Below are 15,642 nucleotides of genomic sequence, written 5' to 3'. Positions count from 1 at the left end.
AAGGCTTCTCCCATCTACACGCGGCGGAGTTCCTGTCTTCATACGACCAGCTTCAAAACATTTTCAACAGATCTTCAGTAATACCAAATGAAGCCCCTCACCTGCTCGGCCACCACCAAATTGTTTTTCTCCAATATGAATCAAACCATTTAGAAAAGTTCCATTGGTCAGTACAATTGTCTTTGCTTTTATCTCTATCCCCAGATTGGTTTTTACACCAACTACTTTATGGTTTTCTACCAAAACGCTTGAAATCATTTCCTGATAAAAATCGAGATTTGGAGTATTTTCCAACATGATTCTCCATGTTTCAGCAAAGCGCATTCGATCACTCTGAACTCTTGGTGACCACATAGCAGGTCCTTTAGATTTGTTCAGCATCTTAAACTGAATGGCAGTATTATCAGAAACAATTCCGGAGTATCCTCCCAAAGCATCAATTTCTCTTACTATCTGTCCTTTAGCAATTCCACCCATTGCAGGATTGCAAGACATTTGGGCAATATTTTGTAAACTCATTGTAACCAAAAGAGTTTTCATTCCCATATTAGCTGCGGCTGCGGCTGCCTCAGATCCGGCATGACCAGCACCAACAACTATAACATCATATACATCAAACATACTCATTGTTCCACGTGAAACATTAAATTAATTTTTCAAGAAAGTATGCTATTGTTCCACGTGAAACATCTGCATTTTCTCTTCTTCTTTTGAGCGCATTAAGGCTGCTTCTTCTACAGATTTATCTTTGTATCCGCAATAGTGCAATACACCATGAGCCATAACTCGTAATAATTCTTCTTCAAATGATACCTCGAATTCTTTTGCATTCTCTTGTACTCTTTCTAATGAGATAAAAATATCACCTGATATAAGATTTCCTATTGTATAATCAAAACTGATGATATCAGTATAATCATCATGATTCAGATATTCTACATTAATTTTATGAAGATAGGCGTCATCGCAAAAGATATAATTGATCTCACCAGATATTTTGTTTTCTGACTCCACAACAGCATCAATCCAGTTTTCATATTTGGATTCAGACGCTAACTGAAATTCAGTTTCGTAATTAAATAGTACCATTATAAAAAAATATCTACAAAGGTAAACAGAAAAATAAAAAGGAAATACTAAAAAATAAATAAAATTTTAAACTAATTATTTGAAAATCAATACAATAGTATATGATACCCATTTTATGCCCTAAATCAAACATAAGTTGTTATCAACATCTTATAATAAAAGAAAAAAGATTTTAAAAATTTAAAAAAGATTTCTTCTTTATATTGCTTGTTAATTGTTAGCATAAGTTTTTTGAATACGCTTTGTTTATTGACTTATGAATACTTATCAACACTATATCAAATTATAACTGATTGAAAATTAAATACCTTTTATATTATATCAACATTGCGTTAAGGTTAAGTTAATGTTATGAACTGAAAAGTTTAGGGACCAAGTGATGTTGATAAGTACTTAAAATTGTTTGATAATATTCTGACGGATTTTTAAAACTTCTCTTGCTTTTGTCTTTCCAATTCTTGTATTGTAATTATTATCTGTATTTCAAAAAAAAGTTGTTTTTATTTATTTAAAGTTTTCAACAATTAAATTAATTTCTTAATGTATTGAATACAAGTAACATAACGATAATAATGAACAATGTTAAAATTTAAAGGTAATAATTCATTTTGTTGGTTAATTTTGAGGTCTTTAAAAAACTATATATGAAAACAAATGTATTATTATTAGTGTTGGTTTCTTTTACAGTGAACGTATTTTCACAGAAACTAAAGACCGAACAGGGTTCTATAAACAATCTAAAAGGTATTAAGTCTTATAATCTGGTATTTGATTACTCGAATCTGAAAGTGGATAAGTTTGAAACAGAAGAAGCATTTTTGAAAGATAAAATGGCAAAAAGAGAGAAAACGGAACGCATGAAGAATTTAAACAATCCTGGTTTGCGGATCGTAACAATAGATATGAACCTAAATTTATTGAATCGTTTAACAAGCGTTTTGACAATGGCTCTATTAAGGCAGATAAAAATTTATCCTCTGCCACTCATGAAATGCTGATTACAACTACCTGGATCTATCCCGGATATAATGTGGGCGTTATGAGACAACCTGCAAAAATCAATGCAACAATTACAGTGTATGATAAAAATAACCCTGCTGACATTCTTTACAAAGCGAGTATTCAAAAAGTAGAAGGTAACGGTACTATGGGTACTGATTATAACAGTGGATACCGTATATCTGAAGGTTATGCTAAACTTGCTAAAATACTCGCAGCAGATCTTAAAAAAGCGAATAAATAATAAAAAAAACCGTTACTCAGTAACGGTTTTTTTTGGACTTCAAGTATTTTAAACCTTGCGTTTTTGTCATAAAAATTTTACACAACCAACTTATACATAAATTCATTTGATATGTATTTACTCATTTTTATCAAAATCAACAATAGCGATACCGTCTTTAATTCTTAGTGTATAATAGACGTTTTGATCTATAATAGGAAATTCTTTCATCTTAGCAAGAACATCTAAACGTTCCTGCCCTCCAATATATTCACTTGATATATTATCAAATTTATTCAGTCTGATAATTCCCCAACCCCAACCATTATTTTCATATATCGGTGCCAGTTGGTAAATAAGCGGCATGGTGCTGAAATTAATCGTGATGTTTCGGTGTGCTGTTTTGTTTACTCCGTTTATAATTACTTTTGGCTTACCATGCTCAAACAATTTAGGAGATAGAAGATTGATGATGTAATCGGAAAAATCATCTTGATTTTTTAAGTAAATAGCCAATTGTGACGACATTAAAAAAGAATAATAAATAAACGGTATAAATGAAATTACAGCCATAATATTTTTATAATTACTATTTAATGAAATTGCAAAATAGAGTCCGTAAATACCTACTGCCCAACCAATCATTGCACGTGGAACCCAGCGTGGCTCATATACAAACATATTTACACCTGCCATAAATATTAAAATACAAAAATTAAAACAAGAGTAATACTTACTTTTATGAGTAAAGATTTATTAAACAGCGCTTTAAAATTATTTTTAAAGTAAATAACGATACTTAAAACACTAAAAAAAAGCAGGATATAAAAAACAAATCGGTAGGAAGACAACATTAAAAGTTTTACCAAATCAAGCATGCTGTAAAAACGTTCTTCCAATAGCATTTTAAAATTATCATCAGTAAAGATAAAATCAGCTCTTCTATCTTGCAGCAAGTTTAAATCTAACCATTTTAAAACTATTTTATAACTAAAAAAACCGATTATGAATGCGCTGGAGGCAATAAGTAAGCTCATTATTGCCGTTTTAAATTGATTGTTCCAAACCTCTTTCAGCAAAAGAAAACACAATATGATGCAATATGACAATGCTGAGGTTTGATACAACCCTAAACATAAAAACACACTTATAACTGATACCGCAAAAAAGATCTTTTTATTATTATAAAATAAAAACGGAACGGCAATGCTCAATATAGATAAGCTGATCGGGATGCAATCGAACCTATATAATAGTATTTCCAATAAAAACGGACAGGTCAACAGCAGAAAACTACCAATAAAAAGCATTAATTTATTGCGAACACCTACAGAATACGAAATTATAAAGCCCGACAACGCCAAAATAACCGCGCTAATCATGTTTGAAAACGGATACAAACTGTACACAACTTCCTTTTGGAAAGATAATAAATGCATTATTTTTGAACTTACAAACCGTCCGTCATGATCCCAGTTATATCCTGCAACCGTTCTGTTTAAATCGTCTATATAATGCGTATTAGCTAAAACAATTGGTAAAACATATAAAATGGCAAGTGCTACTATTGATAGTATATAGGTTTTATTATTTTTAAGAATTTGAATGGATTCTGAAAACGGTTTAGATAAATAATCATTCATGTTTTTTATCGATTTTATGTTTTATAATATAACGTGGTCTGCGTTTGCTTTCTAAGTATGTTCTTCCTAAATATTCGCCTAAAACTCCGATACCAATTAGTTGAACACCTCCAAAAAAGAGTATGGCAACCATTAACGATGCATAACCCGACGCGTTTATTCCGAAAAAGAGTTTTTCAATAATAATTTTTAGTCCGTATAAGAATGATATAAAGGCAATAAAACTTCCAAAATACGTCCAGACTTTTAAAGGCAGGGTTGAAAAAGACGTGATTCCCTGTACAGCCAAATTCCATAATTTAATGTAGTTGAACTTGGTTTTACCTTCTGTACGGCCTGGTCTGCTGTAATTTACTACAGTGGTTTCAAAACCAACCCAGCTCATTAATCCTTTCATAAAAAGCTGGTTTTCCTGTAAACTCACAATTTCATTTACAACCTTGCGGGTCATTAATCTGAAATCGCCTACATTTTCTTCCAGTTTTAAGGTCGACATTTTATTGTTCAACCTGTAAAACCATTGTGCCGAAAATCTTTTTACAACGGTATCGGTTTCTCTGTTGGCTCTCCTTGCCAAAACTACATCTGCCCCTTTTTCGTAAGCGGTAAGCATTTCAAAAATCAATTCAAAAGGATCCTGCAAATCAACATCCATAGGAATCATTAAATCACCTTCGGCATGTTCCAACCCGGCAAATAAAGCTGCTTCTTTCCCAAAATTTCTCGAAAAAATTAATGCTTTACAATTTGTATGCTCAGTAATCAAGTGGTTTAGAATGGTTGGTGTTTTATCTTTACTTCCATCATCGACAAATAAAACGCTTGCAGAGTATCCTTTATTCACTAAAGCTTCGTTAAATTTCAAAAACGTATTAAAAAAGGTATCAATACTTAATTCTTCGTTATAAACAGGAACAATTATACAGATCTGTTTCATAAATGACTGTAATTATAGGTACAGCCAAAAATACATTTTTTAATTTTACTAAAGTAAAAAAAAAACCGATGGTACTCAATCGGTTTTATTTTCTTTTTCCAGTTGTATCAGATGTGCCATATTCTTTATCACTTTATCGTGTTTTAGAACAAAAGGATTTTCTTTATTCCACACATAACGGCAAGTACGGCGCATATTTTTTCTTTTACATCAGGGTTTTCAGGCTGATGGTAGAAAAGTTCCTGCAAATTTCCTGTATACCATTCTTTTACATACGTTGTAAAAACACTAATGCCTTCTTTCATATAATCGGCATATTCCGTTTCCCAGTTCACCATTTCTCCATGCAGTTGTCGGAATGCCAGTTTAGCAGCCAGTATGCCCGATTCGGTAGCAAAACAGACACCTGAAGAAAATACAGGATCTAAAAATTCCGTACTGTTTCCGGTCATTACAAAACCTTCACCATACATTTGTTTCACAGCAACGGAATAATTGGTCAATTTTTTAGGTTCAAAAAGAAACGGAAGGCTTCCAAAACGTTTGATATAATAATCTGATTTTGAAATTGCATTTTGAAGTGCTTCTGTAGTATTTTCATCTGTTGAAAGAGCATTGATAAAATCCGTAGGACCGACAATACCTACACTGGTATTGCCATTTGAAAAAGGGATGACCCATAACCACACTTCTGTTTCCAGAATATCAAAAGAAATAAGGGTTCCCTCCTCACCTGCCGGTCGGTTAACATCTTTTATATGCGTAAAAATAGCCGAATGAGGATTGAGTTTCGAAGGTTCATCCAAATCCATTAATCGGGGTAAAACCCTTCCGTAACCGCTGGCGTCAATTAGAACTCAGCTTCAATGATTTTTAGAGCACCTTCTTTTGTACGGATCGTAGTTTTTGAACGCGTACCTTCAAATACTACTTCGATTACTTCACTTTCAAATTCGATGTCAACACCTTTATTTTGTAGTTCATCTGTAATGGCTTTATCAAATCGGCACGGGGTACCTGCCAGGTCCAGTCCCATCCTTTTCCGAATTTCTTACTGAAATCAAAAATGCATATTTCTTCTCCTCGGATAAACCGAGCACCTAATTTTTTTTCAAATCGGTAGGTATCCAGTTTTTCAAATAAACCGGCTTCATCGAAATGATCCATCACCCGTGGAATCAAACTTTCGCCTACCACGATACGCGGAAATTTCGTTTTTTCAACAATCTTTATATTTATATTCTTTTTATGCAGGTATCCTGCAGCCACACTTCCGGACGGGCCGGCACCGATTATCAACACATCAACATTTTCTGTGGTCATCATATCATATAATTTTAAAAAGATTAAATTTGCTGAAAATTATAGGGTCAAAGTTATTAACTATTTGCCATATTTTTCTATTTATTAATTTATCTTTTAGCCGATAATGAACATTATCAATGAATATTTAACGCTGAGTGAATTTTCAAAAATCATTTTTGAAAATAAGCAGATTGAAGTCCATCCTGAAGTAACCAGACGCGTGATTGAAAGTTTTGAGTTTTTAAGAGACTTTTCATCCAATAAAGTCATTTATGGTGTCAATACAGGTTTCGGACCAATGGCTCAATATCGCATAAAAGAAGAAGATTGCCTGCAATTACAGTTCAACCTGATCAGAAGCCATTCTTCAGGTACGGGACAGCCTTTGTCAGCATTGCATACAAAAGCGGCAATTCTGGCTCGTTTAAACACTTTATCCAGAGGTAATTCCGGCATTCATATATCCGTGATAGAACTGATGAAAGAATTGATCAACAGAGACATCACACCGTTGATTTTTTCTCATGGAGGCGTTGGTGCAAGTGGTGATCTGGTACAATTGGCTCATCTTGCTCTGGTATTGATCGGTGAAGGTGAAGTGTTTTATAAAGGGGAACGCAAAAGCACACAGGAAGTATTTGCTATTGAAAATCTAAAGCCGATTGAAGTAAAAATAAGAGAAGGCATCGGACTTATGAACGGTACATCGGTGATGACGGGGATTGGTATTGTAAATGTGCGCCAGGCAGAAACCTTATTGGATTATGCTGTAAAAGCTTCTTGTATGATTAATGAACTGGTACAGGCGTATGACGACCATTTGTCAGAAACCCTGAACCATACAAAGCTTCATAAAGGACAGCAAAAAATCGCTGCGGAAATGAGAGCCCATCTGGCAGATAGTCAACTGGTGCGCAAAAGAGCCGATCACTTATACAGCGGTACCAATAAAGAAGAGGTATTTAAAGAAAAAGTACAGGAATATTATTCCATTCGCTGTATTCCTCAGATATTGGGACCTATTTCCGATACCATAGAAAATGTTGGTACCATTCTTGAAAATGAAATCAACTCTGCCAATGACAACCCAATCATTGATGTTGCAACACAGCAGGTATACCATGGTGGTAATTTTCACGGAGATTATGTTGCACTGGAAATGGATAAACTGAAACTGGTGATTACAAAACTGAGCATGCTGGCAGAGCGTCAGCTCAATTATTTGCTCAATGCCAAAATAAATGAACTATTACCTCCGTTTGTTAATTTAGGAAAACTCGGATTTAATTTTGGAATGCAGGGAGTACAGTTTACTGCTACTTCTACTACAGCAGAAAATCAGGCATTATCCACTTCCATGTATGTACACAGCATACCGAATAACAACGACAATCAGGATATTGTAAGCATGGGTACCAATGCAGCCCTTATGTGCAGTAAAGTAATAGAAAATGCTTTTGAAGTATTGGCCATAGAATACATAACCATTGCACAGGCAATAGATGCACTGGAGATAACGGCTAAACTGTCACAATCTTCTAAAAAAGAATACGACAACATACGCCGTATCGTGGCAACCTTCAGTGAAGATCAGATCATGTATCCTTATGTACAAAAAGTAAAAGAATATTTAATGCAAGCCATAAATTAATAAACATAATTTAATTTAAATTCGTGTTTATACTATAAATAAATGACAATCAATGAAGTGTGCTTTAGTTACCGGAGGTTCAAGAGGAATAGGAAAAGCAATTTGTTTAAAACTGGCATCGGAGAATGCCTACCATATACTCATAAATTATCAGTCAATAAAGAAGCTGCGTTGCAGACATTGGCAGAAATAGAGGCTTTAGGAGCTACTGCAGAAATACTTAAATTTGATGTAGCAGATCATGAAGCAGTCAATAAGGTATTGCATACCTGGAAAGAAAACAATCCGCAGGCGGTTGTGGAAGTCATTGTTAACAATGCCGGAATCACACGTGACGGATTATTTATGTGGATGCAGCCTGAGGACTGGAAATCAGTTATAGATATCACATTAAATGGTTTTTATAACGTGACCAATTTCTTTATTCAGGAAATGCTGCGCAGCAAGTACGGCAGAATCATAAACATGGTTTCCGTTTCCGGAGTAAAAGGAACTCCGGGCCAGACCAACTATTCAGCAGCCAAAGGAGCACTTGTTGCGGCTACAAAAGCCCTTGCTCAGGAAGTTGCCAAACGAAAAATAACCGTGAATGCTGTAGCTCCGGGTTTTATAAGAACCGATATGACAGCGGATCTCGATGAAAAAGAACTCATAAAAATGATACCTGCCAACCGATTTGGAGAAGCGGAAGAAGTAGCGAATCTCGTTGCTTTTCTGGCGTCGGATAAAGCAGGCTATATTACGGGCGAAACCATAAATATAAACGGAGGTATTTATTCTTAAGGTATGGACAACAGAGTAGTTATTACCGGAATGGGAATTTATTCCTGTATTGGAACTTCTCTTGAAGAAGTAAAACAATCATTATACGAAGGAAAATCAGGAATTGTTTTTGATCCTGAAAGAAAACCATACGGATTTCAGTCTGCTTTAACCGGAAAGGTTCCGGTACCCGATCTGAAAAAAGTACTGCACCGCCGTCAGCGTATTACCATTGGTGAAGAAACGGAATATGCATATCTGGCTACAATGGAGGCACTTAAAAATGCAGGTATAGATGAAGCCTTTTTTAACAAAAATGAAATAGGACTTATATACGGAAATGACAGTGTCTCAAAAGCTGTCATTGATGCAACCGATATTGTGCGTGAAAAAAAGGATACGGCTTTGATTGGTTCGGGGGCTATTTTCAAATCAATGAATTCCACGATCACCATGAACCTCTCCACTATTCTCAATATTACGGGTATCAATATGACCATCAGTGCTGCTTGCGCAAGTGGTTCTCATGCTATTGGTTTGGGCTATATGATGATCAAAAACGGTTTACAGGATACTGTGATTTGTGGTGGAGCTCAGGAAATTAATAAATATGCCATGGCGAGCTTTGACGGATTAGGCGTTTTTTTCCTCAGGAAAAAGAGCCGGCAAAAGCTTCACGGCCTTTTGATGTCTCACGGGATGGATTAGTTCCCAGCGGAGGCGGAGCAACCATCATTCTCGAGAGTTATGAATCGGCTGTAAAGAGAGGGGCTCCTATTATTGCAGAAATTGTCGGGTATGGATTTTCGTCTAATGGTGGTCATATCTCCACACCCAACGTAGAAGGTCCCGCAACGGCTATGAAAAAAGCATTGAAACAGCCGGACTAAAACCAGAAGAGATAGCCTACATCAATGCTCATGCTACCTCTACTCCTGTTGGAGATGCCAATGAAGCGAAAGCTATTCATGAAGTATTCGGAGCATCAAGACCGTACGTGAGTTCGACCAAATCAATGACTGGCCATGAATGTTGGATGGCAGGTGCCAGCGAAATTATTTATTCAACGTTGATGATGCAGCATTCTTTTATAGCGCCCAACATCAATTTAGAACAGCCTGATGAAGATGCAAAATTGTTAAATATTGCAACTAAAACAATAAATAAAGAATTTGACATATATTTGTCCAACTCTTTTGGGTTTGGTGGCACGAATTCTGCTATAATCGTAAAAAAGATAAAATAAAAGCATAAATGAAGATGGAAGCAATCATTGAAAAGGTAAATGATATTTTAGTTGAAGAGTTTGAAATCGATGCAGAACTTATTTCCGACGAAAAAAATTTAAAAGAAACATTGGATCTGGATAGCCTTGACTATGTAGATCTGGTAGTAATTATTGAATCTAATTTTGGGGTAAAATTAGGAGAAGCAGACTTTGTCGGAATTAATACATTCCAAGACTTCTATAACGTAATTGAGGATAAAATTACGGTAAAAGCATCGTAACATGAGTCAGTGGGACGGTAAGTCTAAAGGAACCCTTTTAGGATATAAAATATTTGTTTTTAGTATAAAAAAGCTCGGAATCAGAGCAGCTTACGGACTGCTGATTTTTGTAGCTTTTTATTATTTTATATTCTATCCCAAGAGTTTCCGCGATATCTTTTATTACCTGCACAAAAGACAGGGGTTTTCCTATGTAAAATCCATTTTTATGGTCTATGGGAGTTACTTTACGTTTGGAAAGGTATTAATCGATAAAACGGCAATTTCTGCAGGAATGCGCGAAAAATTTACCTATGAGTTTGACGGTATAGAAACACTTAAAGAATTATTACACGAAAAAAAGGGAGGTATTCTCATCAGTGCTCATGTAGGTAATTTTGAAGTAGCGGAAAAATTCTTTGCGGATATCGATATGGATTTTCAAATCCATTTGGTTACGACTGATCAGGAACATTCGGTTATAAAAAAATATATGGAAGGTATTTCCGAAAACCCAAGATGAAATTCATTTTTGTAAAAGAAGATATGTCCCATATTTTTGAAATCAACAATGCATTGGCTGCCAACGGACTGATTTGCTTTACCGGAGACCGCTATTTTGAAGGATCTAAAACCATGTCTGAAAAATTTTAGGAAGAGAAGCTACTTTTCCTGCAGGACCGTTTTTAATTGCTTCCCGCCTTAAAGTTCCGGTTGCCTATGTATATGTAATGAAAGAAAAAAATCTGCATTATCATTTATATGCCCGCAGGTCAGAGACGATTAAACACAGAGATGCGAAAGGATTACTATATTCATATGTACAAAGTGTGGAACAGATGGTAAAAAAATATCCGTTACAGTGGTTTAACTATTTTGATTTTTGGAAAAACGTTTAACGGAGCTGTTTTGTTTTTCATCCTATAACAGAAATGGGAAATATTTCCCGGTTTTTAAGAGATAAAATAAGCGAATCCAAAAAAGATACCGGTCTAATTTAATAAATTGTAATACTTTTACAACTCGCAAAAGAGGAAGATGAAAAACGTATTGATACTATATTATTCACAATCAGGCCAGCTAAAAGAAATTGCAGATTCCATCTGTAAGCCTTTTCTGAATGACAACGAAATAGAAGTAACATACTATCAGATTAAAATGCAGCAGGAATTTCCTTTTCCGTGGAATTCAGAGGCTTTTTTTAATGTTTTTCCGGAAACATTTCAGCAGATTCCTCAGCAAATCATACCTCGGAACCGGAAATAACATCCAAAAAATACGATCTTATCCTGTTTTATTATCAGGTTTGGTACCTTACCCCTTCTCTACCCGTCATTTCGTTTCTGAAAAGCAATTATGCTGCTCAGTTGCTTAAAGATACTCCGGTAATCACCGTAAGCGGCAGCAGAAATATGTGGGTATTTGCACAAGAAAAAATAAAAAAGCTACTGGCAGCTCATAAGGCTGTATTAGTAGGCAATATTGCATTGACAGACCGAAACATCAACCTGGTCAGTGTTATTACGGTAGTGGACTGGATGTTTTCCGGAATCAAAAGAAAAACATACGGTTTTCTTCCTTTACCGGTGTTTCCCAACAAGAAATCACAGCAGCCGAAAAATTCGGTCATCTCATCAAACCATATCTGATGGCAAACTATTACGAAGGATTGCAAAAAGAACTGGTGCGTAATAATGCGGTTGAAATAAGGCATTTTTTGGTCTCTATGGATAAAAAAGCTAACAAAATGTTCCGTATATGGTCCCGTCTGATCTTAAAAAATCCCTCGAAAGAAAAATGCTAATCCGGCTTTTTAATTATTATTTATTTATAGCCATCTGGTTGTTATCACCGATCGTACATTTAATAGAAACCCTTTTGTATCCTCTTTTGTATTTTAAAATCAGGAAAGAAAAGAAATATTATCAAGGAATAAGTCAACGATGAAAGAAGTTTACATAAATAAAACCTCTCATTTTTTACCTAATGATGCCATTGTTTGTTAATGAAGTAGTAGCTGTTAAAGCAGCAGGCTGGGTAATAGTAACCGGTAGCGATTTTGTTTTATTGGTAGCATCTGTCACAGTAACTGTGTAAGTTCCGGCAACCAATCCGGTTGCTGTTGCTGCTGTGCCACCAGAAGGAGACCATGAATAGGTATAGGGTGCAGTTCCTCCCGAAACACTTACTGTGGCAGCTCCCGTAGCACTACCATTACAGGCTACATTGGTCTGACTGCTCAAAGTAACTGTTGGAGTATCAAGATCTATCACTAAATTAGAATCTTTAACCCAGGTAAAAGCATCAAGAGCGGCATAAGTGTATCCTCCACCCAGTGTAATTTGCAATTGATCAATAATAATATTGCTGTAATTCTGTCCGTTCAGATTGGTCAGGTCAATCAAGGTATAGCCATTGGCTGTTGCCACGGAAGTATTAAAACCAGTGGTTTTGGTTTGGGTAAATTTTGTTACGCCACTGAGTTTTCCTGTTATTGTTAGAGTTCCTGCAGTGCTCAATTTAAATTAGCATCTGACAAATACACCCAAAATCTGTTTACTTTAAACAGATTAGAAGTTGTTTTAATACTAAATGAAGCTCCGTTTTGAGGTGTAAGGCTATTGTCAATGTACCGATTATCTATATTAGTTCCGCTCCAACCAGTAGCTGGATAATTAGCCTGAATATCAAATGTACTCGCGTGAGAAATAATATTAAATATGACACCGTTATCAGTAAAGCTAGTACTACCATTTGATTCAGTTTCAAATTGTTCAGTACTTGTCTGTGCATACATGGTATTAGAGAGAATCAGTACGATTATCAATAATAATGAATAAATGTTTTTCATACTTTCTCTCATTAATGATTATTTACGATTCGCACACTCTGATTTTTGAAAATATAAGTGTTGATATTGTTCTTTGTCATCGTAGAATTATTGCTATCAGTGACATTGCCGGGGACAAAACCGGAGTTCAAAAGACCGCTGTTACAGACGGTCGTCTTTGCTGCAGATTCACTTGCGAAAAACAACAGCAGATACATCAGGAAAAAGAGTCCTGAATACTGAGAATAGAATTTCCTCATTTTGAATAGTGTTAAATGGTTAATGAAGTTTTTGTATAGTTCAATACCAAACGTACCTTTTTTTGTTAAAAAATACACTATACCAAAGTATAGTTGTAAACAAATAAAATGCTGAAAATAAATAAGTTACAAACCACTACCCAAATGGATAGATGCAAATACCAACTTGTGAATATCAGAATTTGTTTTTTTGTACCGGAATAAAGCATAAAAAACATCTTATTTTTCCATATTAAAATAGTGTGTTTTGCCTTATATAAAACTCTATTTTCTTTGTATAAAATTTATGTAAATACACAAAAAAACAGCACTAAAGCGCTGTTTATGGAGTAAAAAAATGGGATCAATTCTGTTATTAAATAACCGGACAGTTTCTCTTTTTCTATTTTCTATGTAGTAATTTAATTGCCTGAGTTCTATTCTTAATATCCAGTTTCGAATACAGATTACCGATATGAAATTTAACGGTACTTAATGATAAAAACAATTGAGCCGCTATTTCCTGATTAGATAATCCGTTATTGATTCCTTCCAGCACCTGTAATTCTCTTTCTGTAAGATTGAATTTTTTTACCAGATCGCAAGACTAATCTCTGTATCAGATGGAACAGAGCTTATGGGTTGTACTTTGTTTTTTTCTGTTTCAAGCTCCTGAATATATCTTTTGATTTCTGTCTTAAAATGAGTATTCTCTGCCCTTACCTTTCTAATTTTGTAAATGATGGCAAAACTAATGGTTATGATCTCAAAAGAACTGGCCAGTTTAAAGGTATTTCTCCCAAACATAGCTGCTTCTAAAACCCGTATTGATGCAGATTATAGAGCAGTCCGAAAAGCAGTACCATACCCAAAGTGAAGATAAGAAAACGAGCCAGTATTTCTTTTCTAAAAAGTTTTATAGCGGCATGGCAACATAATAAGGCGGCAATGAAATTAAAAATATTGCAGACCGATAAAAGAATGTTATTGTGAAAAATAAAGAAAAGTAAGGCAAATAAAAAAGACAAAGAAAGCACCGGGCACACTCTCCTGATAAAAGCCGCATCATATTTTTTTAACTCTAAGAAGTAATAAGTAAATATACAGGCAATAAGAGCAGTAACCGGTGAAGTAATCATCGTAAAATTATTCAACAGCCACGGATTGGTCGTTAAAAAGCTAAACAGGCCATCTTCATATAAAAACATCATTGCTACTGAAAAAAGTAGTAAAGAATAAGTAATAAATCGCTTGTCTTTAAATACAAAATAAAAAACGATGTTGAAAATTAAGGACATGATCACAATCCCATAATACAATCCTAAATATAAAAATGATTTGCTTTCTTTTTTATAGAATTCATCTACCGTCGCCACTTCCAAATCAATAAGACTAAAGTTGTTTATTTTGGCTCTCAGATAAATTTCTGAAGCAGTTGTGGTAATTTTAAACTGATTAAAACGCGTAGTTTCTTCTTTTAATGACCGGAAATTGTTTCCTGTTCGTTCAACAAATAAGAGACTATCTCCGTATTTTTCAAACAAAGACAATTCCTGAAAATTCATATTTGAAACGGTAAGTATTATCGGAATGTTTTGCTGCTCAGGCGACAGTTTTATATTTAAACCAATGTGTATCATCATGTTTGTCATAATAATGAAACAGAGAAGTCTGATTGGTTTGCTCAAACTGCAAGGGAACTATTTCTTGCAAAGCGATATCGGTATCTTTTTGAAGACTCCCATAAGAAAAAGAGCTCCACGAAAAAATGAAGAAAATAAGTGATAAAAAATGTTTCAAAGGATGTGTTTTTTGATTGCAAAAATATCATTTTTAAAACACCACCCATATTTTATTTTCATTTTGTTTATGTTATATTTTTAAAATAAAAATACAGAATGGATAAATAAGCTACCAATATGATCATAAATAAACAAAACATTCTAAAATCAAAAATGAACTTTTACTAAAAAAGCCCGCTTAAAAGCAGGCTTCTAACTAATTCAGTTGTTTCAACATCTTTGAGAAATCTTCTAATTCTATATTAACACGCGATTGTATCAGACTTATTTCTCCGTCTTCTATTGTCTTTATTACAATGTGTGTGATTTTATCCTTCCTTTCTATTGCCATGATAGCGAATTGTTCTTCTGAAGTGTTTATGCTGATGTATTCTTCATATCCGTCTTTTTTAAGTGCAGTATTCAAATCTGTTATCACTTGCGATCCTCACATTTTCAATCACTACAGTACGGGTAGTTTTTATATATTTAAGAAATGGCTTTAATTCTTTTTCTTTACTGACCATTTTTAGCAATAACTTAGGAATTCTTACACTTGTAGATTGATCGTCATATTTTTTATAAAACTGATCCATTTCTTTATTTCTGAATGAAGCACATGACAAAAGACTCATCATCAGAATAATAAGGACTAAAAATTTATGGTGTCTCATTTTTTTCTGTTTTTAAGTTTC

The 15,642-nt window shown here is 34.5% G+C and carries 18 protein-coding genes and 6 pseudogenes; 8 read left to right on the top strand and 16 right to left on the bottom strand.

The window, feature by feature from the left end:
* Both QW060_RS27185 and ybeY read right to left on the bottom strand, forming a co-directional pair.
* Positions 1–627: pseudogene (locus QW060_RS27185) on the bottom strand (FAD-dependent oxidoreductase); the annotation flags it as partial.
* Between the two features lie 42 nt (positions 628–669).
* The gene (gene ybeY, locus QW060_RS27180) at positions 670–1,089 is read right to left on the bottom strand and encodes an rRNA maturation RNase YbeY (RefSeq protein ID WP_290364480.1); all 420 of its coding nucleotides are present in this window, start codon (positions 1,087–1,089) and stop codon (positions 670–672) included.
* A gap of 644 nt (positions 1,090–1,733) precedes the next feature.
* Here ybeY and QW060_RS27175 point away from each other — a divergent pair.
* Both QW060_RS27175 and QW060_RS27170 read left to right on the top strand, forming a co-directional pair.
* Entirely contained in the window at positions 1,734–2,087 is a 354-nt protein-coding gene (locus tag QW060_RS27175) for a hypothetical protein (protein ID WP_290365617.1), read from the top strand.
* Positions 2,081–2,332 (top strand): hypothetical protein, encoded by a 252-nt coding sequence (locus QW060_RS27170; RefSeq protein WP_290365616.1) that lies wholly within the window; start codon positions 2,081–2,083, stop codon positions 2,330–2,332. The genes QW060_RS27175 and QW060_RS27170 overlap by 7 nt, the downstream gene beginning before the upstream one ends.
* A gap of 117 nt (positions 2,333–2,449) precedes the next feature.
* On the opposite strand, the gene QW060_RS27165 is transcribed toward QW060_RS27170, so the two are convergent.
* The 4 genes and pseudogenes from QW060_RS27165 to QW060_RS27150 all read right to left on the bottom strand — a co-directional run bounded on the left by QW060_RS27165 (position 2,450) and on the right by QW060_RS27150 (position 6,214).
* A complete protein-coding gene (locus tag QW060_RS27165; RefSeq protein ID WP_290365615.1) occupies positions 2,450–3,007 on the bottom strand; it encodes a hypothetical protein in 558 nt (185 codons plus the stop codon).
* A 5-nt stretch (positions 3,008–3,012) separates the two neighbouring features.
* Positions 3,013–3,954, bottom strand: a complete 942-nt coding sequence (locus QW060_RS27160; protein ID WP_290365614.1) for a glucosyltransferase domain-containing protein — start codon at positions 3,952–3,954, stop codon at positions 3,013–3,015.
* Positions 3,947–4,891 (bottom strand): glycosyltransferase family 2 protein, encoded by a 945-nt coding sequence (locus QW060_RS27155; protein ID WP_290364477.1) that lies wholly within the window; start codon positions 4,889–4,891, stop codon positions 3,947–3,949. The genes QW060_RS27160 and QW060_RS27155 overlap by 8 nt, the downstream gene beginning before the upstream one ends.
* 75 nt (positions 4,892–4,966) lie before the next feature.
* Positions 4,967–6,214: pseudogene (locus QW060_RS27150) on the bottom strand (NAD(P)/FAD-dependent oxidoreductase).
* 106 nt (positions 6,215–6,320) lie between these two features.
* Here QW060_RS27150 and QW060_RS27145 point away from each other — a divergent pair.
* The 6 genes and pseudogenes from QW060_RS27145 (at position 6,321) to QW060_RS27120 (ending at position 12,044) form a co-directional block, all read left to right on the top strand.
* The gene (locus QW060_RS27145; RefSeq protein ID WP_290364476.1) at positions 6,321–7,847 is read left to right on the top strand and encodes an HAL/PAL/TAL family ammonia-lyase; all 1,527 of its coding nucleotides are present in this window, start codon (positions 6,321–6,323) and stop codon (positions 7,845–7,847) included.
* Positions 7,848–7,899: 52 nt separating this feature from the next.
* Positions 7,900–8,630, top strand: a pseudogene (gene fabG, locus QW060_RS27140) (3-oxoacyl-ACP reductase FabG).
* A gap of 3 nt (positions 8,631–8,633) precedes the next feature.
* A pseudogene (locus tag QW060_RS27135) lies at positions 8,634–9,855 on the top strand (beta-ketoacyl-[acyl-carrier-protein] synthase family protein).
* 8 nt (positions 9,856–9,863) lie between these two features.
* Positions 9,864–10,118, top strand: a complete 255-nt coding sequence (locus QW060_RS27130; protein WP_290364473.1) for a phosphopantetheine-binding protein — start codon at positions 9,864–9,866, stop codon at positions 10,116–10,118.
* A 1-nt stretch (position 10,119) separates the two neighbouring features.
* Positions 10,120–10,996, top strand: a pseudogene (locus QW060_RS27125) (LpxL/LpxP family acyltransferase).
* Positions 10,997–11,135: 139 nt separating this feature from the next.
* Positions 11,136–12,044, top strand: a pseudogene (locus QW060_RS27120) (dialkylrecorsinol condensing enzyme DarA).
* Between the two features lie 32 nt (positions 12,045–12,076).
* Here QW060_RS27120 and QW060_RS27115 read toward each other — a convergent pair.
* The 10 genes from QW060_RS27115 to QW060_RS27070 form a co-directional block, all read right to left on the bottom strand.
* Entirely contained in the window at positions 12,077–12,616 is a 540-nt protein-coding gene (locus QW060_RS27115; protein WP_290365613.1) for a SprB repeat-containing protein, read from the bottom strand.
* Complete coding sequence (locus QW060_RS27110; RefSeq protein WP_290365612.1) at positions 12,613–12,948, bottom strand: hypothetical protein; 336 nt, start codon at positions 12,946–12,948, stop codon at positions 12,613–12,615. The genes QW060_RS27115 and QW060_RS27110 overlap by 4 nt, the downstream gene beginning before the upstream one ends.
* 11 nt (positions 12,949–12,959) lie before the next feature.
* A complete protein-coding gene (locus QW060_RS27105; protein ID WP_290365611.1) occupies positions 12,960–13,265 on the bottom strand; it encodes a hypothetical protein in 306 nt (101 codons plus the stop codon).
* Positions 13,265–13,396, bottom strand: coding sequence for a hypothetical protein (locus QW060_RS27100; protein WP_290365610.1), 132 nt, complete (start codon positions 13,394–13,396; stop codon positions 13,265–13,267). The genes QW060_RS27105 and QW060_RS27100 overlap by 1 nt, the downstream gene beginning before the upstream one ends.
* Before the next feature lie 173 nt (positions 13,397–13,569).
* Complete coding sequence (locus QW060_RS27095) at positions 13,570–13,764, bottom strand: response regulator transcription factor (RefSeq protein WP_290365618.1); 195 nt, start codon at positions 13,762–13,764, stop codon at positions 13,570–13,572.
* Positions 13,758–13,973, bottom strand: coding sequence for a hypothetical protein (locus QW060_RS27090; protein ID WP_290365609.1), 216 nt, complete (start codon positions 13,971–13,973; stop codon positions 13,758–13,760). Before QW060_RS27090 ends, QW060_RS27095 begins: the two co-directional genes overlap by 7 nt.
* Positions 13,974–13,981: 8 nt before the next feature.
* Positions 13,982–14,809, bottom strand: a complete 828-nt coding sequence (locus tag QW060_RS27085) for a 7TM-DISM domain-containing protein (RefSeq protein ID WP_290365608.1) — start codon at positions 14,807–14,809, stop codon at positions 13,982–13,984.
* Positions 14,769–14,966: a hypothetical protein gene (locus QW060_RS27080; protein ID WP_290365607.1), complete on the bottom strand. Its 198-nt coding sequence runs from the start codon at positions 14,964–14,966 to the stop codon at positions 14,769–14,771. Before QW060_RS27080 ends, QW060_RS27085 begins: the two co-directional genes overlap by 41 nt.
* 198 nt (positions 14,967–15,164) lie before the next feature.
* The gene (locus QW060_RS27075) at positions 15,165–15,374 is read right to left on the bottom strand and encodes a DUF4252 domain-containing protein (protein ID WP_290365606.1); all 210 of its coding nucleotides are present in this window, start codon (positions 15,372–15,374) and stop codon (positions 15,165–15,167) included.
* Positions 15,358–15,621, bottom strand: coding sequence for a hypothetical protein (locus QW060_RS27070; RefSeq protein ID WP_290365605.1), 264 nt, complete (start codon positions 15,619–15,621; stop codon positions 15,358–15,360). The genes QW060_RS27075 and QW060_RS27070 overlap by 17 nt, the downstream gene beginning before the upstream one ends.
* Positions 15,622–15,642: the final 21 nt, after the last annotated feature.

This window comes from Paenimyroides ceti (genome assembly GCF_030409925.1).
This window is presented reverse-complemented; position numbering and strand designations above follow the sequence as displayed.